26 protein-coding genes are annotated in these 26,319 nt (G+C 29.9%); 18 read left to right on the forward strand and 8 right to left on the reverse strand.

The annotated features are described in order from the left end of the window. Window positions 1-351 precede the first annotated feature (351 nt). From FNL83_RS12165 to FNL83_RS00500, 6 genes are all read left to right on the forward strand, one after another. Window positions 352-492: a hypothetical protein gene (locus FNL83_RS12165; RefSeq protein ID WP_002437594.1), complete on the forward strand. Its 141-nt coding sequence runs from the start codon at window positions 352-354 to the stop codon at window positions 490-492. Window positions 493-767: 275 nt separating this feature from the next. Next, window positions 768-2,129: an SLC45 family MFS transporter gene (locus tag FNL83_RS00475; protein ID WP_001830488.1), complete on the forward strand. Its 1,362-nt coding sequence runs from the start codon at window positions 768-770 to the stop codon at window positions 2,127-2,129. Window positions 2,130-2,674: 545 nt separating this feature from the next. Beyond that, window positions 2,675-3,160 (forward strand): immunodominant staphylococcal antigen IsaB family protein, encoded by a 486-nt coding sequence (isaB, locus tag FNL83_RS00485; protein ID WP_002455937.1) that lies wholly within the window; start codon window positions 2,675-2,677, stop codon window positions 3,158-3,160. Between the two features lie 422 nt (window positions 3,161-3,582). Next, entirely contained in the window at window positions 3,583-5,646 is a 2,064-nt protein-coding gene (locus FNL83_RS00490; RefSeq protein ID WP_002437601.1) for a heavy metal translocating P-type ATPase, read from the forward strand. A 14-nt stretch (window positions 5,647-5,660) separates the two neighbouring features. Further along, the gene (locus FNL83_RS00495; protein ID WP_002437604.1) at window positions 5,661-7,094 is read left to right on the forward strand and encodes a multicopper oxidase family protein; all 1,434 of its coding nucleotides are present in this window, start codon (window positions 5,661-5,663) and stop codon (window positions 7,092-7,094) included. A gap of 19 nt (window positions 7,095-7,113) precedes the next feature. Then, window positions 7,114-7,596: a YdhK family protein gene (locus FNL83_RS00500; protein ID WP_001830525.1), complete on the forward strand. Its 483-nt coding sequence runs from the start codon at window positions 7,114-7,116 to the stop codon at window positions 7,594-7,596. Window positions 7,597-8,067: 471 nt separating this feature from the next. On the opposite strand, the gene cstB is transcribed toward FNL83_RS00500, so the two are convergent. Both cstB and FNL83_RS00510 read right to left on the reverse strand, forming a co-directional pair. Continuing rightward, window positions 8,068-9,396 (reverse strand): persulfide dioxygenase-sulfurtransferase CstB, encoded by a 1,329-nt coding sequence (gene cstB / locus FNL83_RS00505; protein WP_002485357.1) that lies wholly within the window; start codon window positions 9,394-9,396, stop codon window positions 8,068-8,070. Between the two features lie 18 nt (window positions 9,397-9,414). Next, on the reverse strand, window positions 9,415-10,485 hold the full coding sequence (locus FNL83_RS00510; RefSeq protein ID WP_001830526.1) for a DsrE/DsrF/DrsH-like family protein: 1,071 nt from the start codon (window positions 10,483-10,485) through the stop codon (window positions 9,415-9,417). 138 nt (window positions 10,486-10,623) lie between these two features. On the opposite strand from FNL83_RS00510, the gene cstR reads away from it, so the two are divergent. Further along, on the forward strand, window positions 10,624-10,884 hold the full coding sequence (gene cstR, locus FNL83_RS00515) for a persulfide-sensing transcriptional repressor CstR (protein ID WP_000456194.1): 261 nt from the start codon (window positions 10,624-10,626) through the stop codon (window positions 10,882-10,884). A gap of 14 nt (window positions 10,885-10,898) precedes the next feature. After that, a complete protein-coding gene (locus FNL83_RS00520; protein WP_002455948.1) occupies window positions 10,899-11,639 on the forward strand; it encodes a sulfite exporter TauE/SafE family protein in 741 nt (246 codons plus the stop codon). A gap of 60 nt (window positions 11,640-11,699) precedes the next feature. On the opposite strand, the gene arsC is transcribed toward FNL83_RS00520, so the two are convergent. The 5 genes from arsC to arsD all read right to left on the reverse strand — a co-directional run bounded on the left by arsC (window position 11,700) and on the right by arsD (window position 15,928). Then, window positions 11,700-12,095, reverse strand: a complete 396-nt coding sequence (gene arsC, locus FNL83_RS00525) for an arsenate reductase (thioredoxin) (RefSeq protein ID WP_001830465.1) — start codon at window positions 12,093-12,095, stop codon at window positions 11,700-11,702. Between the two features lie 18 nt (window positions 12,096-12,113). Next, complete coding sequence (gene arsB, locus FNL83_RS00530) at window positions 12,114-13,403, reverse strand: arsenite efflux transporter membrane subunit ArsB (RefSeq protein ID WP_002455949.1); 1,290 nt, start codon at window positions 13,401-13,403, stop codon at window positions 12,114-12,116. 2 nt (window positions 13,404-13,405) lie between these two features. Beyond that, window positions 13,406-13,720 carry an ArsR/SmtB family transcription factor gene (locus tag FNL83_RS00535; RefSeq protein WP_002437624.1) on the reverse strand — a complete coding sequence of 105 codons (315 nt, stop codon included), beginning with the start codon at window positions 13,718-13,720 and terminating at the stop codon, window positions 13,406-13,408. Between the two features lie 149 nt (window positions 13,721-13,869). After that, on the reverse strand, window positions 13,870-15,594 hold the full coding sequence (gene arsA, locus FNL83_RS00540; RefSeq protein ID WP_002494543.1) for an arsenical pump-driving ATPase: 1,725 nt from the start codon (window positions 15,592-15,594) through the stop codon (window positions 13,870-13,872). After that, window positions 15,581-15,928 (reverse strand): arsenite efflux transporter metallochaperone ArsD, encoded by a 348-nt coding sequence (gene arsD / locus FNL83_RS00545; RefSeq protein ID WP_002455950.1) that lies wholly within the window; start codon window positions 15,926-15,928, stop codon window positions 15,581-15,583. Before arsD ends, arsA begins: the two co-directional genes overlap by 14 nt. 520 nt (window positions 15,929-16,448) lie before the next feature. On the opposite strand from arsD, the gene FNL83_RS00550 reads away from it, so the two are divergent. The 8 genes from FNL83_RS00550 to FNL83_RS00585 all read left to right on the forward strand — a co-directional run bounded on the left by FNL83_RS00550 (window position 16,449) and on the right by FNL83_RS00585 (window position 23,620). Then, window positions 16,449-16,769 carry an ArsR/SmtB family transcription factor gene (locus FNL83_RS00550; RefSeq protein WP_002437630.1) on the forward strand — a complete coding sequence of 107 codons (321 nt, stop codon included), beginning with the start codon at window positions 16,449-16,451 and terminating at the stop codon, window positions 16,767-16,769. A gap of 87 nt (window positions 16,770-16,856) precedes the next feature. Further along, the gene (locus FNL83_RS00555; RefSeq protein ID WP_002455951.1) at window positions 16,857-17,741 is read left to right on the forward strand and encodes a permease; all 885 of its coding nucleotides are present in this window, start codon (window positions 16,857-16,859) and stop codon (window positions 17,739-17,741) included. Between the two features lie 13 nt (window positions 17,742-17,754). Further along, a complete protein-coding gene (locus FNL83_RS12285; RefSeq protein ID WP_002437634.1) occupies window positions 17,755-17,883 on the forward strand; it encodes a hypothetical protein in 129 nt (42 codons plus the stop codon). Between the two features lie 352 nt (window positions 17,884-18,235). Next, window positions 18,236-19,021 carry a tandem-type lipoprotein gene (locus FNL83_RS00565; RefSeq protein ID WP_002437636.1) on the forward strand — a complete coding sequence of 262 codons (786 nt, stop codon included), beginning with the start codon at window positions 18,236-18,238 and terminating at the stop codon, window positions 19,019-19,021. A gap of 317 nt (window positions 19,022-19,338) precedes the next feature. Beyond that, complete coding sequence (locus tag FNL83_RS00570; protein WP_002455952.1) at window positions 19,339-20,094, forward strand: tandem-type lipoprotein; 756 nt, start codon at window positions 19,339-19,341, stop codon at window positions 20,092-20,094. 343 nt (window positions 20,095-20,437) lie between these two features. Further along, on the forward strand, window positions 20,438-21,199 hold the full coding sequence (locus tag FNL83_RS00575) for a tandem-type lipoprotein (RefSeq protein WP_002437638.1): 762 nt from the start codon (window positions 20,438-20,440) through the stop codon (window positions 21,197-21,199). A gap of 356 nt (window positions 21,200-21,555) precedes the next feature. Further along, window positions 21,556-22,443, forward strand: coding sequence for a mechanosensitive ion channel family protein (locus tag FNL83_RS00580; protein ID WP_002455953.1), 888 nt, complete (start codon window positions 21,556-21,558; stop codon window positions 22,441-22,443). Between the two features lie 364 nt (window positions 22,444-22,807). Then, a complete protein-coding gene (locus FNL83_RS00585) occupies window positions 22,808-23,620 on the forward strand; it encodes an HAD-IIB family hydrolase (RefSeq protein ID WP_002437642.1) in 813 nt (270 codons plus the stop codon). Between the two features lie 263 nt (window positions 23,621-23,883). On the opposite strand, the gene FNL83_RS00590 is transcribed toward FNL83_RS00585, so the two are convergent. Then, window positions 23,884-24,468 carry an EF-hand domain-containing protein gene (locus tag FNL83_RS00590; protein ID WP_049387528.1) on the reverse strand — a complete coding sequence of 195 codons (585 nt, stop codon included), beginning with the start codon at window positions 24,466-24,468 and terminating at the stop codon, window positions 23,884-23,886. A gap of 385 nt (window positions 24,469-24,853) precedes the next feature. On the opposite strand from FNL83_RS00590, the gene FNL83_RS00595 reads away from it, so the two are divergent. After that, complete coding sequence (locus FNL83_RS00595; protein ID WP_002455955.1) at window positions 24,854-25,756, forward strand: hypothetical protein; 903 nt, start codon at window positions 24,854-24,856, stop codon at window positions 25,754-25,756. A gap of 311 nt (window positions 25,757-26,067) precedes the next feature. Next, window positions 26,068-26,253, forward strand: a complete 186-nt coding sequence (locus tag FNL83_RS00605; RefSeq protein WP_002437650.1) for a hypothetical protein — start codon at window positions 26,068-26,070, stop codon at window positions 26,251-26,253. Window positions 26,254-26,319: the final 66 nt, after the last annotated feature.

Raw genomic sequence — 26,319 nt, forward strand, 5'->3', positions numbered from 1 at the left:
AAAATAATTTTGAGAATATATAAAGCCATTTAAAGATTATTGAAAACAAAAAGTTAAAGTAATTATTAGTTTTTAATCATTTATTGCTACCCTTGGTTATTAACTACTAAAAGGACTAAGTGACCGTAATGAGTCGCTTAGTCCTTTTTATAATCCTTTTCCCAACTTCTTTAAGCAAGAATATATCCACTAATCGTCCACTGTCTACTCAGTCTATTTTGTCTATTCTTCAATTGTCCATTCTCCACCGCTCGGTCAAGGCTCAGTGATTGTTGTTCAATTAAGTCGATATAGGTTATTTCTTTCAATTAAGACTTCTAGGTTTGTACGCAACATGGTTCAGACAGTGAAATGATTATAGCAATTATCATAACAACTACAGCAATATTACGCTTTGTTCCAGGTGATTTTTTATTATTTGAATTTAAACTCACGTATACCAAACATTTCTCAACAATACTATATCATTTCATTTGGATAAGTAATGATTAATGATATCTTGAAAAAAGTCGTATCTGTATCACTCTTTAAAAAACACTGAAATAGCTTACTCAAGAATCTCTTCATCTTTGATTGCTTTAAAATATTGATGTCGATAAATTCAAGTTTAAAAATAAAATTTATTCAAAAAAGGTATTAAAGCTTGCTTAAAAATTGTGAAGTGTTAAAATTATTATTGAAAACGGTTCCAACGAATTGTTGTTTGCTATAGGTAGTTAATCAGTGAATTAATTAACTATATCGAGTAATAAATGGGAGAGATAGAAATGAATGATACAGATAGAATACATAAGGAAAACAAGTTAGAACAAGATATTACACTACCTTATTTAAAAAAAGCAGTTATTTTTTCAATTACTTTTGGTTTCTTTGGTGTAAATATGGCTTTTGCACTTCAATCAGCAATGATGGGGAGAATATTCCAAACGTTAGGAGCTAATCCTAATAATTTAGGATGGTTTTTTATTTTGCCACCTTTAGTAGGAATGATTGTTCAACCCCTTATTGGATACTACTCTGACAGAACTTGGACCAGATTTGGACGTCGTATGCCGTATCTGTTAATAGCTGGTCCGATTGGAGCAATCGTATTAGTCTTATTACCTAATGCAGGCTCATTTGGATTTGGATATGCTTCACTCATGGCTTTATCCTTTGGTGCGGTTATGACTTTACTTATGGATTTGACTTCAAATGCATGTATGCAACCATACAAAATGATTATTGGCGATATGGTAAACGAAAAACAAAGAGATATGGCATGGTCTTGGCAACAAATTTTTTCAAATTTAGGTGGTATTATTGCTACAGTATTACCATTTTTATTAACAATGTTGGGAATAAGTAATGTAGCACCTAAAGGTGAAGTACCAATGACTGTAAAATTAGCTTATTATATTGCAGCAGCAGTATTATTAATTGCTTCTATATGGACAGTTATCTCCGTTAGAGAATATGAGCCTAAAACGTATAATTATTATCATGGAATCAATGAGAACAATAGAAATAATAAATTAAACTTATTACAGTTATTAAAAAAAGCCCCTAAACAATTTTGGCAAATTAGCGTAGTTCAATTTTTTAACTGGTTTGCATTGATGTATCTTTGGACATATTCAACAGGTGCAATAGCAAAGAATGTTTGGAATGTGACAGACCCTTCTTCAGCCGGATATCAAGCAGCGGGAAATTGGTACGGCGTATTATACTGTATACAATTTTTGAGCTCAGTTATTTTTGGTTTTGTCATTGCAAGATCTAAACCATCCCAAAGAAAATTTTGGTATAGCTTTGGATTGGTTTTCGGTGGAATAGGTCTTATTTCAATATTCTTTATCCATAATCAATGGTTACTCATTTTTTCTTTTGTATTGATTGGTATTAATAATTTAACGATGAATACACAACCATTTACATTATTAACTGAGGCAATCGATGGAGAAAATTCAGGGGCATATTTAGGTTTATTTAATACAAGTATTTGTCTACCACAAATTGTAGCGTCTATAGTCAGTTTTGGACTGTATCCATTATTGGGAAGTTCAATGCCTGCGATGCTACTGCTTGCAGGAATCATGATGCTTTTAGGTGCAGTTTCAGTTAAATTTATTAATGCAAAATTTGAATAGATTAGTAAAGAAAAATTTAATGATATTGATAAGAGCGGAAATAAAGTGTTTTTCGCTCTTTTTTTATAAAAATTATTAGAATTGTGCAATAAACGTAGAAATGATGTATTAGTAATTAAAGTAGTTGAGATCCTACCATCATTGATAAGACTCTGAAATATCTTATCAATAATTTCTTCATTTTCGTTGGCTGTGAAATGACGTATTAAACCTTTTATAAATGATAAAAAATGTTGTGATTTCAAGCAATTGTGCACTAATCTGATTGTATTGATTCATGGTCTATAGCTAATATTTCTTTATTTAAAAAGACACTTCTGCCTCTCTTTAGCATTGAATGGATACATGACCTCATGCATTTCTGGGCTATTTAAAGTATTGTAATTAATAAATTTAAAAAACTTTATTTATTTCTCTTTATATGGCACAAGTAAATGTAAAAGTGCGATAATTGGTAAAATTAAATTTATTTATGTAATGTTATCGAAATATTGTAACATTAATGTAATAATATGGCCTGTAAGACAAATATGAGGAGGGTTTTTATGAAAAAAGTTTCTAAATTTATTTTAGCTAGTAGTTTAATTTTGGGCTTTTCCGTAACGCCCGAATTATTTAATGTCACTCAAGCACATGCGCAAGAATCTGTGAAACCTTATTATAATTATAGTGGTTACACAGCACATCAAAGTAACTTTATTCTAGATAAGAATTTTAAAACATCTTTAAAAGCTGATAACTTCAAGATTAATGGTTACAAGATTACTCAAAACGAATCAGCTAAAAATGATAAAGATGTATATGATCAAACATATTACGGGGTTTCTAATCATAAAGCGAATGGTGTTTTCTTCTCATTAGACGGTAAGTCAGTGAGCGAAAAAGAATTATTGAATCATTACGGTGAACCAAAGTCTACATCTACATCAGCATGGGGCAAAGAATATACGTATAAAATTGGAAATAAAGATGTAAGATTTTATGTTAATAGAAATGGATATGTCATTAAAGGACAAATCATTAGTGAATAGAGTAGGGTATCAATAAAGCAAGACGAGGCTGGGACATAATTCCTAGCAAAATAGCCAGTAAATGAGTTTTTTATAAATTCATTTACTGGCTTCTTTAAATAATGATCTAAACAATTTGCTTTTCTAGACCTACTTTGAAATGTGTTATTTTCTTTAAGAATATTAATTAATATATGATTTGTGTTGCTAATGCTAACCTTGGTCAGAGTGTATTGTCATGCGATAGTTCAGATGAGATCGTTTAATTAAAACCTTGTTTTAAACATCGATGACAAGGTCTAATGTAGGACGTGGAGACATCATTTTCGGAATGATATAAACAAATCTATAAAAAGAGATAAATCGAAACTATTTATACCCCGTTGGGGTATATGTTATAGTATAAGTAGTTTTACTATAACATTTTATTAGGAGGGGTTAATTTGAATAATAATGGTGAAGCGCATAATCATCAAAATCACATGAATCATTCTAATCAAATGCATCATGATAACCATGAATCACATAATCATCATAGTGGCCATGCACATCATCATGGAAATTTTAAAGTTAAGTTTTTTGTTTCATTAATTTTTGCAATACCTATCATTCTTTTATCGCCACTGATGGGTATTAACTTACCTTTTCAATTCACATTTCCAGGTTCTGAATGGGTAGTGTTAATATTAAGTACAATTTTATTCTTTTATGGTGGTAAACCGTTCTTGTCTGGTGGTAAAGATGAAATTGCTACAAAAAAACCAGGTATGATGACCTTAGTTGCCCTAGGTATTTCAGTAGCTTATATTTATAGCTTGTATGCTTTTTATATGAATAACTTTAGTAGTGCAACTGGTCATACAATGGACTTTTTTTGGGAATTAGCAACCTTAATTTTAATTATGCTATTAGGACATTGGATAGAAATGAATGCTGTCGGAAATGCTGGAGATGCTTTAAAGAAAATGGCAGAACTGTTACCTAATAGTGCTATTAAAGTTATGGATAATGGCCAACGCGAAGAAGTTAAAATATCAGACATCATGACTGATGATATCGTCGAAGTAAAAGCCGGAGAAAGCATTCCAACAGATGGTATTATCGTTCAAGGACAAACATCTATAGATGAATCCCTAGTCACTGGAGAATCTAAAAAAGTACAAAAAAATCAAAATGACAACGTCATCGGGGGTTCTATTAATGGGTCTGGAACAATACAAGTCAAGGTTACAGCTGTGGGAGAAGATGGATATCTTTCTCAAGTTATGGGACTTGTTAATCAAGCACAAAATGATAAATCTAGTGCTGAATTGTTATCTGATAAAGTAGCGGGTTATTTATTCTACTTTGCTGTAATTGTTGGCGTGATTTCGTTTATTGTCTGGATGCTCATTCAAAATGATGTTGATTTTGCATTAGAACGTCTTGTAACTGTGTTAGTCATTGCTTGTCCACATGCTTTAGGCTTGGCAATACCTTTAGTCACTGCACGTTCTACTTCAATTGGTGCACATAATGGTTTAATTATTAAAAATAGAGAGTCTGTAGAAATAGCTCAACATATCGATTATGTAATGATGGATAAAACTGGTACTTTAACTGAGGGTAACTTTTCTGTGAATCATTATGAGAGCTTTAAAAATGATTTGAGTAATGATACAATATTAAGCCTTTTCGCCTCATTAGAAAGTCAATCTAATCACCCATTAGCTATAAGTATTGTTGATTTTGCGAAAAGTAAAAATGTTTCATTTACTAATCCACAAGACGTTAATAATATTCCAGGTGTCGGATTAGAAGGTCTAATTGATAATAAAACATATAAAATAACAAATGTCTCTTATCTTGATAAACATAAACTTAATTATGACGATGACTTGTTTACTAAATTAGCTCAACAAGGTAATTCAATCAGTTATTTAATTGAGGATCAACAAGTCATTGGCATGATTGCTCAAGGAGATCAAATTAAAGAAAGCTCAAAACAAATGGTAGCTGATTTACTATCAAGAAATATTACACCAGTCATGCTTACAGGTGACAATAATGAAGTGGCACACGCTGTCGCAAAAGAATTAGGTATTAGTGATGTCCATGCACAACTCATGCCAGAAGATAAGGAAAGCATTATAAAAGATTATCAAAGCAACGGTAATAAAGTCATGATGGTCGGAGACGGTATCAACGATGCGCCGAGCCTTATAAGAGCCGATATTGGTATAGCAATTGGTGCAGGCACAGATGTTGCAGTGGATTCAGGTGATATCATACTTGTTAAAAGTAATCCATCAGATATCGTTCATTTCTTGACCCTTTCAAATAATACTATGAGAAAAATGGTTCAAAACTTATGGTGGGGTGCAGGTTATAATATTGTTGCTGTACCTTTAGCAGCTGGCGCATTAGCTTTTGTCGGGTTAATATTATCACCAGCTGTAGGAGCAATATTAATGTCTTTAAGTACAGTTATAGTAGCGATTAATGCTTTTACATTAAAATTAAAATAAAAGAGGTAAACCTTATGTATAATAAAGTTTTTGCAATTTTAATTATAATTTTTTCCATAATAATTATTGCGTCTAATGATACTTTCGCAGAAAGTAAGAATGACATGATGAACATGAAAGAAGATAAGAAAAATACAATGGATATGAAAAATATGAAATATCATGACGAAAGAAAGAAATTAAATTCTTCACAAGGAAAAAATGAAATAATATTTCCTGAAGTTGCAGAGTCAAAAAAAGATAACAATGGTTATAAAAATTATACATTAAAAGCTCAGGAAGGAAAGACAGAGTTTTACAAAAATAATTTTTCTAATACTCTAGGCTACAATGGAAATTTACTTGGACCAACTTTAAAATTAAAAAAAGGAGATAAAGTTAAAATTAAGTTAATAAATAACTTAGATGAAAATACAACATTTCATTGGCATGGATTAGAAATAAATGGAAAAGTGGATGGAGGGCCTTCTCAGGTTATAAAACCAGGAAAAGAAAAAACTATAAAATTTGAGGTTAATCAAGATTCTGCTACGTTATGGTATCACCCCCACCCCTCTCCAAATACAGCTAAACAAGTTTATAATGGCTTATCAGGATTATTATATATAGAAGATAGTAAAAAGAATAATTATCCTAGTAATTATGGAAAAAATGATTTGCCTATAATAATCCAAGATAAAACATTTGTATCTAAAAAATTAAATTATTCAAAAACGAAAGACGAAGATGGCACTCAAGGTGATACTGTTCTTGTGAACGGAATAGTAAACCCTAAACTGACAGCAAAAGAAGAGAAAATACGTTTGAGACTTTTAAATGGTTCTAATGCTCGAGATTTAAATCTTAAGCTAAGTAATAATCAAAGTTTTGAGTATATTGCTTCAGATGGCGGTCAATTAAAAAACGCTAAAAAATTAAAAGAAATTAATTTAGCTCCTTCAGAAAGAAAAGAAATAGTAATAGATTTATCTAAAATGAAAGGCGAGAAAATCAGTCTGGTTGATAATGATAAAACTGTAATTTTACCGATTAGTAACAAAGAGAAAAGTTCTAACAAAGGTAATACACCAAAAGTAAGTAAAAAAATAAAATTAGAAGGTATGAATGATCATGTTACCATTAATGGTAATAAATTCGATCCTAACAGAATAGATTTTACACAAAAGTTAAACCAGAAAGAAGTATGGGAAATTGAAAATGTCAAAGATAAAATGGGTGGTATGAAACATCCTTTCCACATCCATGGAACGCAATTTAAAGTTTTATCTGTGGATGGGGAGAAACCTCCAAAAGATATGAGGGGTAAAAAGGATGTTATATCTTTGGAACCTGGACAAAAAGCTAAAATAGAGGTTGTATTTAAAAATACTGGAACATACATGTTTCACTGTCATATACTTGAGCATGAAGAGAATGGAATGATGGGTCAAATAAAAGTAACAAACTAATCAATAGGGAGATTTTAATATGATGAAAAAAGATAAAGACACTAATGACCAAAAAAGTGAGAGCCATATGAAGCATAATGATGAAAGTAAAGTTCCTGAAGATATGACATCGACTAATGAGGGTGAATTTAAAGTAGGAGATAAAGTAACGATTACAGCAGGGCATATGCCAGGTATGAAAGGTGCAGAAGCTACTGTAAAAGGTGCGTATAAAACATATGCTTATGTTGTAAGTTATAAACCCACAAATGGAAATGAAAAAGTAAACAATCATAAATGGGTCGTAAACGAAGAGATCAAAGATGCACCTAAAGATGGATTTAGTAAAGACGATACTGTTAAATTAGAAGCAAATCATATGTCTGGTATGAAAGGTGCTACAGCCAATATTGATAACGTGAAAAAGACTACTGTTTACGTGGTTGATTACAAATCCAAAGATAATGGTAAAATCATTAAAAATCATAAATGGATGACAGGAAATGAGCTGAAAGCACGATAAAAATCTAGTTCTAGATTGAGAAATAAATAGATATAAAAATATCCTCCTTAATCAATAATTTAAATAACTTATTATTGTTAAGGAGGATATTTTTTAGTGTGTAAATTAAAAAGAATTTTAGAAGAATAACATTTATCAAAAAACTGTTCATTACCTTATTAATTGAAATTATATAATTAAAAACCGCATCATTAACCGATAAGCAGAAGCGTATCGTAAGTGAGGCGGGTTTTTTAGCCGCTTCTCAAAGGGGGGGACGAACGTATCATAACATATGAGGTTTATGAGAATTGCTGTTATGTTTTTGATCACATCAATAAATAAAAAAGATATGCACTATGTAAAATATTTATTAAATGATATAAAGCGAGGATACATAAATGATTTTTAAATAGATATGTATCCAATAATATAAAAAGGGACTATAAGCTATATCTAACTACTTATAGTCCTTTTTCATTAGTATAAATATTAAGAAAGGTGTATATCTTTGTAACCTTCATTTACATTAATAATGTTGTGATAACCTTTATGTTCTAAAATACCAATAGCTATCGAACTTCTAATGCCAGACTGACAGTGTACATAAATAACATCGTTTCTATTGAAAGGTAAATCTGTTTCTAAAAGTTTGCCGTGTGGTACATGAACCGCTTGAGATAAGTGGCCATTATTCCATTCATTATCATTACGTACATCTAATATATGTGATTCGTTACCTGTAATATCTTCACTATGAATGGAACGTGTTTGAATCTTAGATTGAGGTAATTGATATCCAGCAACATCATCATATCCAATGAGTTGTAAGGTGTGTGTTGCTTTTGAAACAAGGTGATATTCTCCAATCAAGTTAATTTCTTGATCATAGTTTAGATACCAGCCAATTTGATTGATGAAATTTTTATCATATGGAATATTGATTGTACCTTCAATATGTCCACCATGATAAGCCTCCTTACTGCGGAGATCAAAAGTTAATCTGTTTGTATTTGTAGCTGGATAAACCGTATAAGGTTGATATAAATTCATACCGAATTGATTAATTTTTTTCATTTGTGCAAAATGATGTGGTGGTGCAGGTTGGTCAGAAATTAGTTTATCGATAAAGGTAGCTTCGTTATTTTCAGAAAAAGCCCAGTTTGTTTGTTTTTCATAGCCAAGAGTAGATGTTGGAATAGCACCTAAAGATTTACCACAAGGACTACCAGCTCCATGGCCAGGCCAAATTTGAATGTAGTTTGGCAAGTCTTTAATACTTTCAATAGATTTAAACATTTGTTTAGCGCCTATTTCAGATGATCCTTCTACTTTAACAGCTTTTTCTAGTAAATCAGGTCTACCGATATCTCCTACAAAAATAAAATCACCACTGAATAGTCCCATTGGAACTTGTGCTCCAGCACCTTCATCAGTAAGTAAAAAACTTATACTTTCTGGCGTGTGACCAGGTGTATGAAGCACTTTTAATTTTATATTTCCTACATAAATATCATCATTATGTTGAACAAAATGAGTCTGGTTAGGCATATTTTTATAACCTAACGTGTCATCACTTTCACCCGATACATAAATACTAGCATTTAACTTTATAGCAACATCTCTAATTCCTGAAGCAAAATCTGCATGTATATGTGTTTCAGCTGCATGAGTAATGGTTAAACCTTCTTCATCAGCAACTCGAATATATGAAGATAAGTCACGAATAGGATCAATAATCATGGCTTCTCCAGTTTTTTGACAACCGATTAAATAAGATGCTTGAGATAAGTGTTTATCATAAAATTGTTTAAAAAACATAATATCATTCCTTTTTAATTATATAAATAAATTGTGATTAGCTTGTTCTGTATATCCTATATATGCACCTACGCCACCGTATTCTACATCATCGCGTAGTTCTTCTTTTGAAATGCCCATAACATCCATGCTCATTGTACAAGCAATAAGTTTAACACCTTGTTCAACTGCTTGATTGATAAGAGAAGGTAAATCATCGACATTTTTCTTTTTCATGACATAACGCATCATTAAATTTCCTACACCAAACATATTCATTTTTGAAATAGGCATTTTAATTGGTGAATTTGGAAGCATAAAGTCAAATAGTTTTGCGATACCTTTTTTCTTAATGCGTTGACTTTGAATTTTTTTAAGTGCATTTAAGCCCCAAAATGTGCAAAAAATGGTTACATCTCTACCTGCGGCTTTAGCACCATTAGCAATAATCATTGCTGCAACTGCTTTATCTAGCTCGCCGCTAAATAAAACAATCGTTGTTCCATTTTTTGTGTGCGTCACTTCTATATTTTTATTTTCTTCTTTTTGAATAATAGCGCGAATTTCATTACCAGAATCATTGAGTCTAACAAGTGTGTGTCCAGTTTGTTTGACCCAACTTTTAATATCATTTAAAAAACCGTGATCAGTCACAACAACTTCTATTTGATCACCAATAGCGATGTTTTTGATTTCTTTACTAATATTAACAATAGGTCCTGGACACTGTAGATTACTATAATTAAACGTCTTACGATTGTCTTTGATTTGAATTTCTTTATCTTTTTCTAATTTAAATGATTCATTATTATGTTGTTGTTCGTATGCGGTATAGCCTCCATCTAAATTCACCACATTGTATCCGCGTTGTGTAAGAAATTGACTTGCTTTTCTACTTCTATTACCACTTTTGCAATAAACATAGTAAGTTTTATTTTTACTTTGTTTAAAAGTCTCTATATTTTCAACTGAATGTAATAAAGCATTTTTAATGTGTCCTAATTCATATTCTTCAGGCTGTCGAACGTCAATTAATTGACCCTTAGAACCCAATTCTTGTAATTCTTTTTTAGTGAAATCATTAATGTGTTTTGTTTTATATTGTGACATAATTGCCTCCTTTTAAATACCTATGGGGGTATGTTATAACGGATTAGACAGTTTGTCAAATACCCCATTAGGTATTTGACAAACTAAAATTTAATCAATATGATGTAATTATTAAAAATTAATATGGAGTGAAATATATTGGAATATAATAAAAAGATGATTAATCGTATTCATCGCATACAAGGACAACTTAATGGTGTCATTAAAATGATGGAGGAAGAAAAAAATTGTAAAGATGTCATTAGTCAATTAAGTGCCTCTAAAAGTTCTATTCAACGTTTAATGGGTATTATCATTAGCGAGAACTTAGTAGAATGCGTCAAAATGTCTGAAGAAAATAGTGAAGATTCTCAGGCATTAATTAATGAAGCAGTTGAATTATTAATAAAAAGTAAATGATAATGGTGACTTCCATGATAATCATGTTACTCATTGGAATATTTGGAGGATTTATTTCAGGATTGGTTGGTATAGGGGGAGCAATTATCATTTATCCTATGCTTTTATTATTACCACCTTTGGTTGGTCTACCCACTTATAGTGCTTATATTGCTTCAGGATTAACCTCAAGTCAAGTGTTTTTCAGTACATTGAGTGGATCTTTTAAAGCATATAAAAACAAAGATTTTTCTAGAACGCTTGTACTTAATATGGGAAGTGGAATGATTATAGGTAGTATACTAGGTGCAATATTAGCGAATTTAATAAATGTACAGTTCGTTAATATGGTTTATATTATTATTGCATTATTAGCTCTTATTTTAATGTTTATTAAAGTCGCACCATCTACTAGTCATATTAAGTTTAATCGTCTACTTTTAATTACAATAGGTGGTATCATCGGTTTGGTATCTGGTATTGTAGGAGCTGGTGGAGCATTTATTATTATTCCAGTACTACTTGTTATATTTAAATTACCAATGAACACGGTGGTTACAAATAGTATTGTAATTGCGTTCATTTCTTCTATTGGAGCATTTATTATTAAATTATTACAGGGTTATATTCCTGTTAATAGTGCAATACCGTTAATTTTAGGTAGTATACTATTTACGCCTCTAGGTATGAAAATAGGACAAAAAATACCTGATTATATTCAAAAAATGATTGTAAGTATTTTAATCGTCATTGCAATCATTAAGTTGATTTTTTAAGAATATTATATGATAGAAAATCTATTAAAAGCGTCCCAATTATATTGAGACGCTTAAAGTTTATCTAGTTTTAAATGATTCAATAGCGGTTTTAATTTCGTCTCTAACACGTTGGAATTCTGACCAAGGTTTGCCTGCTGGATCATCAAATCCCCAATGTTCTTTTTTTACACTCGGCGGCAATATAGGACAATTCTTGTCAGCATCACTACATAAAGTTACTACTAAATCAGATTGATGTAGTATATTTTGGTCAATTAAATTAGAAGTATGATTTGATATATCAATTCCAACTTCTTTCATCGCTTCGATTGCTTTCGGATTGACACCGTGTGCCTCAATACCGCCAGAATATACTTGCCATTCGTCACCTAAGATTTTTTTACCCCAACCTTCAGCCATTTGGCTACGGCATGAATTACCTGTACATATAAAGTAAATTGTTTTTTTATCCATAAATAGTTTCCTCTTTTTTTAGAAAATAATAAGTGTTAGATATAACCCTAACAGTGTGATAAATAATACCGGAATCGTTATAATAATACCGATTTTAAAATATTGTCCCCAAGAAATTTTAACACCTTTTTGGGTAAGCACATGTAACCAGAGAAGTGTTGCTAACGAACCAATTGGTGTTATTTTAGGTCCTAAATCAGATCCGATAACATTTGCATAAATCATGCCTTCCTTGAGTATGCTTGTTGTTTGAGATTGACCAATCGCTATTGCATCTATTAAAACAGTTGGCATGTTGTTCATAATGGATGAAAGGAATGCGGATATAAAGCCCATGCCCATGATACTACTAAATAAGCCGTAACTTGAAATATTTGTTAGTACATCACTAAGAAGCGTTGTAATCCCCACATTTTTTAGACCAAATACCACAAGATACATACCAATAGAGAATAAAACAATATTCCATGGTGCACCTTTAATTACTTGTTTCGTATGAACAGCCTTAGATTTACGTGCTAATAATACAAATATTAAAGCAATGATACCAGCAATAATTGATACTGGAATGTTTATAAACTCACTTATTAAATAACCAACTAGCAATACGGTGAGTACAATCCACGAGATATTAAAAAGCTTTTTGTCCTTAATCGCTTCTTTTGGTTCTCTAATATTTACTGCATCAAATTTTCTTGGGATAGACTTTCTAAAATAAAGCCATAAGACAAGAATACTTGCGATTAAAGAGAATATATTAGGTATAATCATTTTACTGAAGTACTCAACAAACCCAATATCAAAGTAATCAGCAGAAACAATATTAACTAAATTACTAACAATTAATGGAAGAGACGTAGTATCTGCAATAAAACCACTAGCAATAATAAATGGGAATACCGCTTTTTTATCAAATCCTAAACTACGTACCATTGCTAAAACAATAGGTGTCAGTATTAAAGCTGCACCATCGTTCGCAAAGAAAGCTGCTACAATAGCGCCTAACAACATAATGTAAACAAACATTTTCAAGCCATTACCCTTTGATGCTCTCACCATATGTATAGCAGACCATTCAAAGAACCCAATTTCATCTAATATGAGTGAAATAAGAATAACTGCAACAAAAGTTAAGGTCGCATTCCAAACAATTCCAGTAACTTCTAGTACATCTGAAAAGCTTACAACGCCAGTGATTATAGCAATTACAGCACCAATTAATGCAGTAATACCAATATCTAGACCTTTAGGTTGCCATATAACAAAAATTAACGTTAATATAAAAATTGTGATTGCTAATATTGTCATTGTTAACATTCACCTTTCTCTACAGTTTCACATATACATGGGACAGTACTGGAACTCAATAGAGTGAGTCGTGATGTAATGTCATCTAATACAGCATGATTCAATTTATATAAATTTTTATTACCATCCTTTCTAGATGTAATTAAATTATTGTCTTTTAATACTTTCATATGATGACTTAATGTGGGTTGAGAAAAAGAAAAATGCTGTAATAAATCACAAGCGCATAATTCACCGCAAGATAACAAATCTAATATCTCAAGACGGCTACTATCAGCCATCACTTTCAAGTATTGCGATATTTCACTATAATTCAATTTTTTTCTCCCTTTCTACTTGGAATCTTTTATATCGTTAATAATTTTTATTGTCATTTGATAAATTACATACTTGCTTAACCCCTAAATTATTAACTGGTTTAAAATAGACTCTATTTATCATATAGTTCTCATTATAATCAATAATATCAATATTCTAATACTCGATAAGGTATGACAAAGTAATTATCAAGACTTTCATTTTTAATCTTGTTTATCCAAAATGATTCATCTTCTTTTTTGTTACTAAAAAGGTCATCACGTTGATTTAGCGTAACTAACGATTGATTAACAACCCACCAATTATGGCCTATATTAGCTCTATTTAAATCTTCTACTAAACGTTTAGATTCTAAATAAGGTGTTTTTTCTGCTAATGTTACGATTATCATCTGTGTTAAATTTTTATTTTGAATTTTGGGTAATAATGTTTCAACATTACTGGTAGTTTGAGTGGATTTTTTCTTTAATTCTCTATGATGATTTTCACTAGAATCAAGTAATAGCAAGGTATGGCCTGTAGGAGCTGTATCTACAATTACGTAATCCATGTCTTCTTGATTCTCCATAATGTCACTAAAGGCTTTGAAAAATGCTATTTCTTCTGTACAAGGTGATTTTAAATCTTCCATAATATAATCAATATCGTCTTGTGGTGTATCATCATTCACTGTTGCTAGTACTTCTTTTTTATATTTTTCTAATGCTTGTTCTTCATCAATATAAGCAGTATTTAAATTACTTGTGGTTTCAACATTAATTTCTTTAGTAGGGTCAGTAGTTGCTAAAAGAACACGATATCCTTTATTAGATAATACTGTAGCTAATTGCGTTGCTACTGTCGTTTTACCAACGCCACCTTTTCCCATTGTAAATAAATATTGAACTTTACTATTTTCAATTTCATCTATTAATTTATTGAATTGCGGATGATCTTCAACAATAAAGTCATCATTTTCAATTAAGTTATCATCATTTAATAGATTAGTTAAACTTTCTATACCTTCTTCTTTCTGCTTTTTATATGGAACGTAATAAGCATGATTGTTATTTAACCATTCAGTAAAATGATTAATGTTTTTATCTTGTTCTGATTTCATCTGACTCGAAATTAAACCGTGACTTTCTTCTATATAGTTGTTAATGATTACTTTGAATTTAGAAATTGACAGTTGTTGTAATTCTTGTTGCGCTCTTTGAATTTCATATATAGAAGAGTGACTAGGTCTCGCAACTAACATCATGGTCGTATCATCTTGGTTACGTAGTTTTTCAAGTGCTGAATTATATTTAACTCTATTTTCATTTAAACCTGATAATTGACCTAAGCAAGAAGCGTCATTACTCGTTGTATTTAAATAATCTGTCCATGCAGAAGGTAATTCAAGCATTCTCAAGGTGTGACCTGTTGGAGCTGTATCAAATATAATGAAATCAAATTCTTGTTCTAAAGTTTTATCGGATAAAAAATTTGTAAATTCATTAAATGCTGCTACTTCAACTGTACATGAACCACTTAACTGTTCTTTCATCTCAGCAAGCACATCTTCTGGTAGAATACCCTCATAAGGTTCTATAGATTGTGCTTTATAATCGTCTGCAGCAGCAATCGGGTCAAAATTGGCTATAGAGAGATTAGGTATAGGTTGATATTTAGTTAATTTATTAGATAATTCCATTTGAAATACATCTTGTAAATTACTAGCTGGATCAGTACTTACTAAAGCTACTTTCTTTCCATTCTCTGCTAAGTTTAAAGCAATAAAACTTGATATCGTTGTTTTGCCTACGCCACCTTTACCAGTAAAAAACAAATATTTTGTTAACTCAACGTTATCTAAATTCAATTTATTTAAGTACTTAACAGCATCCATCTCCACCACAGCATCCTCCATTTCTCATTTGATTAACTGTAATAATTTCATCGGCTTCTTCTTGGGTAATATAAGCGCCCGTTTTAGCTATATTGCCTTCTATAAAAGTGATTGGTAAAACTTCATCACCTTTTTCTTGAATTAAACGAATAACTTCTTTATTTTGAATAAATTCATTCGGATTATTGTTCATATTATAACGTTGAACTTCTATTTGATTTTGTTTTAAATATTCATTGATTTGGTTCGTCTTTATTAGTGTTTCATCCGGTTCAGGACCACATACCCCAGTAGAACAGCACATAGCTTCTTCGTATATTTCAATATTTAACATTATACTCACCTCATTAATTAATTTGCGATTATAGACTAACATCTATATAGATTAATGTCTATGTTTTTGGTTGAGTTTAAAAATTTTGATAAATTTAATTCTTAATAATACAATTTATGAAGAAATTATTTTAATATCTGTGAGAAATACCTAAGTTTATGTAAAATTATAGGTTTTTTTCTTGCGATAATATATATATTGATTTATATTTGATATATCAAGAAAAATTGATGTATTAAATGATATAAAACTACATTGACAATAAGAAAGTGTGATTGATTACGAGTAAATCATGCAAGTACTTTAACTTTTGGTTACTTTGTTAGTTATTTAAATCTTGTTATCCTATCAAGAGAAATCAATTTAAAAGAAGCTACAATATTATATGTAGAAGGAGTTCTTTAAAGGTAATATTACTCAGTATGGCGAATCAACAAAAAATGACTATAAACAAGCAATTCAAGAATTGAAATAAAGATAATATAAACTCAATGAAATATTATAAAAAGGATGGTCTTTTATGGAAGTTATTAAAACAAAGACTGATATGAGTGAAGATCAACAGTTTGACTTTTATGAAAAGATGTTTAATGCACTTGCCGATAAAATCAGATTAAAAATACTAAATCAAATTAGCCAAAGCTCTAATAAATCATTATGTGTGTGTGATTTAGAAGAGTTATTAGATATAAAACAATCTAAACTTTCTTATCATTTAAAAAAATTAGTAGATGCAAATGTTCTTATTGCTGAAAAGCATGGCACATGGAATTATTATAAAATTAATGAGCAACAAATACAGGTTGTTTTAAATGAAGATACTTGTTGTAAGATACTTTAAGTATCTTTTTTAATGTAGTATTAATCAATTTTTTTTGATTAATACATCAAGAAATATTGATTAATTAAATTTGGAGGCATTATACTCATGTTAGATTCAATTATGGAATTTATAAAAACATTTGTGATGTTGTTTTTTGAATTATTAACACTATTCATCATCGTGAGCTTTATTGTAAGTTTAATTCAACAAGTAGTTTCGGAAGAAAAAATCAAAAGATTTTTGAGCAAGCCTAATCAAGCAATTAGTTATGTATTGGGGATGGTGTTTGGTGCTATGACACCATTTTGTTCTTGTTCAACTATTCCAATACTTGCAGGTCTATTAAATTCTAAAGTACCTTTTGGTCCAGCAATGAGTTTCTTAATATCTTCGCCATTAATGAATCCATTAATGATATTTATGTTATGGGCCTTATTAGGTTGGAAAGTTGCAATAGTTTATTTTATTGTACTAGCAATCTTTAGTATCTTAACAGGTTTTGTATTTTCAAAAATGAATTTAGCCGAAACTTATAAAGGTGTAAATGTTAAAGGCGATGGATTTTTTGCTAATAAAACGGAATCTCGTTTTAAACAAGCATTAAATGATGCGTGGGCATTTTTATATCCAATGCTTCCTTACCTATTTATTGGTGTATTTATTGGAGCGTTCATATATGGATTTGTACCCGAAACATTTATTACTAAATATGCGAGTGGAGGTGGCATTATATCCGTATTTATTGCTTCTATTATAGGTATTCCTATGTATATTAGACCTGAAACAATGTTACCTATAGCTGAAGCATTAGCTTCAAAAGGAATGTCGCTTGGGACAGTTGTTGCTTTGATCATTGGTGGTGCTGGTGCAAGTATTCCAGAAGTTGTATTATTATCGAAACTATTCAAGAAAAAATTTGTAATCTCATTCGTTATCGCCATTTTAGTTGTAGCTATTTCTACAGGTTTGATGGTGAACATCGTTATTTAAAGGAGGTGAGATAATGGGAATCAAAGACGTATTAAAAAAATTAAAACCTCAGGAACAATCTTGTTGTTCAGTAGAAATTGAAGAAAAAAAAGAGAAGAATGAAAAAGAACAGCAGGATAATAACAATTGTTGTAACAATTAATTTAGAATTTTGTAAAAATAATATACCTCTAATAAATAAAAGAGCGACAAATTCCAATGTAATAGTATGGAATTTGTCGTTCTTTCGTTTCAGTTAAGGAAAATGATTTTGCTTGTTTAATATTCTTTAAGACTTATAACAAAAAGACGTTAATTGAAAACCACATCATTACCTATTAAGCAGAAGCGTATCGTAAGTGAGGCGGATTTTATTTATTAATTATGAAAGTAAAATAAAATTTGAATTACATCTTAAATGTATTATATATTCATTGTTTGGTAATATGTAGATGTTTAAGAATTTGATTTATATAATGTTTACCAATTTATGATAAATAGAAAGATGTGGAAATATGAAACATTCAAGCAAAATAATAGTATTTGTAAGTTTCTTAATTTTAACGATTTTTATTGGAGGATGTGGTTTTATAAATAAAGAAGATAGTAAAGAAACGGAAATCAAACAAAACTTTAATAAAATGTTAAACGTGTATCCAACTAAAAATCTAGAGGATTTTTACGATAAAGAGGGCTATCGTGATGAAGAGTTTGATAAAGATGACAAAGGAACTTGGATTATTAGATCTGAAATGACAAAACAGCCAAAAGGTAAAATTATGATCTCAAGAGGTATGGTTCTCTATATCAATCGCAATACTAGAACAACAAAAGGATACTTTTTAATTAGTGAGATAACAGAGGACAAAAATGGCTTTGCGCATAATAAAGATAAAAAATATCCTGTCGTAATGAAACATAATAAAATTATTCCAACGAAGCCTATACCAGACGATAAGTTAAAAAAAGAAATTGAGAACTTTAAATTTTTTGTGCAATATGGCAATTTTAAAAACTTAAAAGATTATAAAGACGGAGAGATATCTTACAATCCTAATGTTCCTAGTTATTCTGCGAAATATCAATTGAGTAATAATGACTATAACGTGAAACAATTAAGAAAAAGATATGACATCCCAACTAAAAAAGCACCTAAATTATTGTTAAAAGGGGATGGCGACTTAAAAGGGGCATCTGTAGGTCGTAAAGACCTAGAATTCACCTTTGTAGAGAATAAGGAAGAAAACATCTTTTTTACAGATAGTATTAATTTCAAACCGACTGAGCGTGATGAATCATGAACAGTACTGAATATAAAAAGTAACTCTGAAGAAACAAGTTCGGTATCTAAAATAGTTATGAAATAGAACATGCGAATCATAAAAGAGATAAAAGCTGAAGAAAAAACACTGCTAACATAAATAATGAGACATTGCCACGCTTTCAGTAAAAATTTAAAAAGTTTAACTAAAGACGATTGTGTAGTTAGTACAATCTTTGAATTGGATTCAATGAGTAATAATTTAATGAATAATCTGGACTAATTAATTTAGAAGCATATCAAAGTGAAGCATTTTGTAAAAGTATAAATAAAGTAAAATCAGAAAGATGTGAGCCAATGCGTTATCTAAAGAGAATAACTATATACATAAGTTTATTAATTTTGGTAAGTGGTTGTGGAAACAATAAAGAAGCTGAAATCAAACAAAACTTTAATAAAACGTTAAGTATGTATCCAATTAAAAATCTAGAAAACTTTTATGATAAAGAAGGTTTTCGAGATGAAGAGTTTGATAAAGATGACAAAGGAACTTGGATTATTAATTCTAAAATGATTGTTGAACCGAAAGGGAAAGATATGGAAGCAAGAGGGATGGTTTTACATATAAATAGAAATACGAGAACAACTAAAGGTGACTTTATTATAAAACGAATAACAGAAGATAATAAAGGAATACCTGATGTTAAAGATAAAAAGTATCCAGTAAAAATGGAAAACAACAAAATTATCCCAACAAAGCAAATTAAAGATAAAAAATTAAAAAAAGAAATTGAGAACTTTAAATTTTTTGTGCAATATGGCAATTTTAAAAACTTAAAGCATTATAAAGACGGAGAGATATCTTACAATCCTAATGTACCTAGTTATTCTGCGAAATATCAATTGAGTAATAATGGTTATAACGTGAAACAATTAAGAAAAAGATATGATATTCCAACGAATCAAGCTCTTAAATTATTATTGAAAGGGACAGGAGATTTAAAAGGATCCTCTGTAGGTTATAACCATCTTGAATTTACTTTTGTAGAAAATAAAAAAGAAAATATTTATTTTACTGACAGTATAAACTTTAACCCAAGTAGGGGGGATTAAGTATGTATCAAACTGAATATAAAATAAAACCGGGCAATATAAAAAGTAACTTTGAAGAAACAAGTTCGGTATCTAAAATGGTTATGAAATAGAACATGCGAATCATAAAAGAGATAAAAGCTGAAGAAAAAACACTGCTAACATAAATAATGAGACATTGCCACGCTTTCAGTAAAAATTTAAAAAGTTTAACTAAAGACGATTGTGTAGTTAGTACAATCTTTGAATTGGATTCAATGAGTAATAATTTAATGAATAATCTGGACTAATTAATTTAGAAGCATATCAAAGTGAAGCATTTTGTAAAAGTATAAATAAAGTAAAATCAGAAAGATGTGAGCCAATGCGTTATCTAAAGAGAATAACTATATACATAAGTTTATTAATTTTGGTAAGTGGTTGTGGAAACAGTAAAGAAGCTGAAATCAAACAAAACTTTAATAAAACGTTAAGTATGTATCCAATTAAAAATCTAGAAAACTTTTATGATAAAGAGGGCTATCGAGATGAAGAGTTTGATAAAAAGGATAAAGGAACTTGGATAGTTCATTCTGAAATGACCATTGAACCAAAAGGAAAGAGTATGGAAACTAGAGGAATGGTTTTGTATATCAATCGAAATACTAGAACAACAAAAGGGTATTATTTTATAAATGAAATTACAGATGATAGTAATGGTAGACCAAAAGATGATGAAAAGAGATATCCTGTAAAAATGGAACACAATAAAATTATTCCAACGAAGCCAATACCTAATGACAAACTAAAAAAAGAAATTGAAAACTTCAAATTTTTTGTACAATATGCCAACTTTAAAGATATTAATGATTATAAAAACGGGGATATTTCATACAATCCTAATGTTCCTAGTTATTCTGCGAAATATCAACTGAATAATAATGACTATAACGTGAAACAATTAAGAAAAAGATATGATATTCCAACGAAGCAAGCACCTAAATTATTGTTAAAAGGTGATGGCGACTTAAAAGGCTCATCTGTAGGTTCTAAAAATTTAGAATTTACTTTTGTAGAAAATAAAGAAGAAAATATATTTTTTACAGATGCAGTACAATTCACTCCTAGCGAGAATGATGAATCATGAGTAAAACAGATTATCAAATAAAACTTGGTAATATAAAATGTAATTCTGAATAAACTAGCTCAGTATCCAAAATCATTTCTGAAATTGAAAAAGCGAATAATAATGGTTTGGAAAAATGTCAAAGGTCATTCGATGGATGGTTTTTTATGAGTTCACCTAGAAGTGACTGAAAATAATCAGTAGTCTTAAGATGATTTTTCATATGGAAATTCATAAAGCATCCTTCATCACAAAGTGAAGGATGTTATGTTTATTTATAAGTGTTATATTTAGAAATGACTTACTGCTCATTATCTATAAAGATTTATACATTGAAAATATTGATTGTTTTAACAATAGGAGGTCATGTTGTTATTATGAGTCAGTTTAAGGACACATTATATAAACTATTTGAGCCAATGATGAAAATAGAGTTCTATCAAAATCTATTGGTTAATCTTTTAATTATACTTGCTTATATCTTGATGGGTATGATTGTAATTGCGATATCAAGAAAGTTAGTTACTAAATTTTTCAACGTTAATGAAAAGAAAAAGAACCGTCATAAAATTAAAAGAAGTGAAACACTATCCACATTGATTCAAAATTTAATAAGTTATGTCGTATGGTTTATTGTCCTTACGTCAATACTTTCACGTTTCGGTATTAGTGTATCAGCAATTTTAGCAGGAGCTGGAGTTGTTGGTGTTGCCGTTGGTTTCGGAGCACAAACAATTGTAAAAGACATTATTACTGGTTTCTTTATCATATTTGAAGGACAGTTTGATGTAAGTGATTATGTTCAAATTAATGCATCTGGGGTAACAATTGCTGAAGGTACGGTTAAAACAATTGGTTTAAGATCAACACGTATACAATCAGATACTGGAGAAATTTATACATTACCTAATGGTATGATTAGTGAAATAGTCAATTATTCTGCTACAGATGTTTCACCTATTGTGATGATACCGATTTCTCCAAATGAGAATTATAAAGTGATAGAAGAGAAATTATTAACATTTTTACCTACATTAAAGAATAAATATGACATATTTGTATCTGCACCAGATTTACTTGGTTTAGACAGTGTTGATGGCAATGAAATGGTGATTAAACTTTTAGCACATGTTAAGCCCGGAATGCATTTTCCAGGACAACGTTTGCTTCGTAAAGAGGTCATACAATACTTCAGTGAAGAAGGCATTCATATTCCAAAACCAACACTTGTAAAACTTGATAAAGAATTGAATAAAAAAGAATAGTCTGCAGATTTAATTTTTATATGAAAATTCATAAAGCATCCCTCATCGTAAAGTGAAGGATGCTTTATTTTTATTATGATAGGTCATGAGTGATAGTGATTTGAAAAACATAGTTGAGTAAAGTTGTTATAACGTTATCATGTATGAAATTGTTTATAGATAGATGACAAAGCTATTTTATTGATACTATAAATATAACCGTGAGACATATAAAAGAAGGTTTTAAATCCTACTACCAACATAGAAGCTTTTAATCTGAAATTCTACAAATTAAAAAAGCAATTTTGTCCTATTTTCGTGTTTTGTTTAAATTTTTAGAGTGTAATTATAATTATCATTTAAGAATGATACTGGAGGAATGAAGATGACAAATCGTTTAATATTATTCGACTTTGATGAAACTTACTATAAACATCGTACTAATCAAGCAGATATTCCTTATTTAAAAGAAATGGAAAGTTTATTACAGAATATAACTGCTAAAAACAATGTCATTACGGCGATTTTAACAGGAAGTACTATAGAAAGCGTACTGCAAAAAATGAGTAAAGTTAATATGTCATATAAACCTCAACATATTTTTTCAGATTTAAGTTCTAAAATGTTCACATGGAATAACTGCGAATATATTGAATCTGATGAATATAAAAACGAAGTGTTGATAGAACCGTTCTTATTGGAAGATATATTAGATATATTAAAACACGTTTCTTCTAAACATAAAGTAGAGTTTATACCGCAAAGAATTTTTCGAGAAAATGAAACATTGTATAATTTTTATTTCTATTCTTCGGGTGACACGCATTTAGATAAAACAATTTTAGAAGACCTCAGTCAATATTCTAAGACAAGGGACTATACGATGACATTTAATCGTTGTAATCCTTTAGCAGGTGATCCTGAAAATGCTTATGATATTAATTTTACTCCAAAAAATGCAGGTAAATTATATGCCACAAAAATTTTGATGAATAAATATGGCGTTCCAAAAGAATTGATTATTGGCTTTGGTGATAGTGGTAATGATGAAGCGTTTTTAAGTTATTTAGATCACGCAATGATTATGTCTAACAGTCAAGATGAGGAAATGAAGAGTAAATTTAAAAATACAAAATATCCTTATTATAAAGGTATTTATACACATGTACGTGAATTTATAGAATATGAAAATGTTTAAATATGGAATTATTGGAATAGGAGAGGTGGCAAAAGTATAAGTTGAGGTTACAAATAAGGTAATTCTTCTTTATTAATTGAATGTCTTCTATATATTTAATGAATTTTCGATATATGTGTTTTTCGCATTGATTTAGTCATTGAAATTAAAATATATACACACGTTCTATAAAAATCAAAAATAGGGAATAAGACAACACATTTTTCTTATTCCCTATCCAAGTATCACTGAGTTTAATTATTTACTTATTTTAATCAGTTTAGTTAATAATTACCGCCCTGTCCTTTTGCACGTGCTTCAACTTGTCCTCTTAAAAATTTCATATACTCGTTAGATTCTTGAGCACTTTCGTGAATTGTCGCAGCTTCATCATCTGACATATTTCTAGCATCTTCTGCTGTATATTTAGGATGATGTGCTTCGTTAGTTGTGCCACCTGCAGATGGTTGGAATTTCCCTTCTTTTGCAAAACGATCTAAAGTAGGCGTCATTTCATCCATAGTAATCGTGCCATCTTTATTTACATCTGCTCTATCGATTTCATCTGCTAAAATTTGAGCTTCTTCATCATTAACGTTAAAAGCTTCTCTTAACCGCTTTGCTTTTTCGCTAAGTGTTTTAGTTGATGTCTCATTTGATACTTCGTTTGTTTGGCTATCAACTTGATTTTGCATTTCATCTTGTGAAATTGTATTTTCGTGAGTATTTTTATTTGAAGTCTGAGTCTCTTTTGAAGCTACATCAGTGTTTGCTTTTGAATCTTTATAATGACTGTATCCCAATCCCCCTGCAAATCCTAGCATCACAATGAGAAAAAATAAAATAAATCCTTTTAAAAACGTTTTCAATTAACCGTCCTCCACCCTTTTGAACTTCATTTATATTGTTATATTAATTTATTTTCTAACGCATTTCTATTGTTAATTTAAGGTATATAAATATTAGTTTAAAAAGTATAAAAGCATGTTTTCTGAATTCTTCTCATATTTATTGCTTCTAAATTTATATTTTTAAATATTGTGCAATTTATTTTAGAGATTTGTAGCAATTGTAATTGTTATAAATTAAAATGTATTTAATAACGATAATTAAAAATAAAGAGAGCAATAGTGAATTCGTAAATTAACGTTATTAAACTATGGATTTAGTAAACGTGTAAAACCAGTTGAAATATGAACACCATATATATAAATACAACAGTGATGATTTCATTATTTAAAGGAGAGAAACGAAATGAAAAGACACTTTTTAGCAATCGGAGCAATTACAATAACAACATTACTTGCGGGATGCGATTTTGGAGATTTTGTAGGACAGTATCAGTCTGATAAGCAATCAGAAAATAGTAACACTCAAACCGAGCAAGCTGCAAATAATAAAAATTCAAACTCTAATAATGGTCATTCAAGTAATAACAATGAGTCTAGAGGTAGAGTGGAAGATTTAACTCAATCGCAGAAGGTAGCATTAGCTATCAATGATCCCTCAGTTTCTCAATATGTCGTTAATGCAAGTGAATTAAGGAATCATTCATTTTATGCAAATTATAACGGCGGAGGCCAACGTAAAAGTATTCATACGTATAAGTTGGAATCATTACCCAAAAAAGTAGAAGGTGCACCTAATGATATGACATTCTATACTGCAAAACCATCTAAAGGGTCATTTGTTACGCTTATCGGTATTGGTAATGAAAAGGTATTAATTGCAGGCACACAAAGTTCAGGTACATATCAACAATATGCTCATTCGGAAGCAGCAAGAGAATTAGATTTACATGAATTATTAGATAAATACGGTAAAAGTTCAAATTATAAAAATCTAGCAAATCAAATTACGTTTACACAAGGTCAATCATCAAATGCAAGTGAATATACATCAGATGAAGGGACGTCTAATAATGATGCATCTAATGATGACAAAGTTACTCGTGATAATGTAATAGATAAAGTTGAAGCGTATGAAGGTCATCAGCTAGATACCGATACGTATACATTTAAAGAACCCGAACAGAACGTAGACGGAGATTGGGGATTTTCTATTTTAGATAAGGAAGGCAACCTCGAAGGTTCTTATATTGTGACATCTGATGGTGAAGTTACAAAATACGATGAAAACGGGGAAGAAATAGAGTAAAAGTACAGTCAATTGTCGAAATTAAAAATTTAGAAAATGGAAATATTTCCCAGGAAATTGACAACGTTAGCATATTAAAAGCTAGCGTTGTTTTTGTATGCTTAACATTAATTCTCCTTTGTATTCTTTAATTATTATTTTTCTAAGCACTTTAAATTTACTTGTTGGATGGTTTGAAAAATATTCAAACACATATTGATTGAGCAAAGATTTTTAGTTTTATGGCTTTTAAAGTTCAATGCCAATGATACAATTGGAATAAAGCAAAATGTTTAGTAAAGTCAAAAATGAAGAGGGGATAAATTATTCAAATGAATCATTTTGGTAAGCTTCATCGTATATCATTAATATTAAATATTATGTTTTTAATACTCATGCCTAAAATCTATAGTTTTGATAATATTTATTTATCAATAATTTGGACTTTGTTAGGCATAGCAAATGCTGTCTACTTATTGATTAAGCAAAGACAAGAAAACACCATTAAACGTAAATAAATTAAAAATAACTCACTTATTATGATGTGCACTCCAGAAGTTGGCCTAAAATCTATCTTTATGGGG

It is taken from the genome of Staphylococcus epidermidis, from assembly GCF_006742205.1.
In the GTDB taxonomy this organism is placed as follows: Bacteria; Bacillota; Bacilli; order Staphylococcales; family Staphylococcaceae; genus Staphylococcus; species Staphylococcus epidermidis.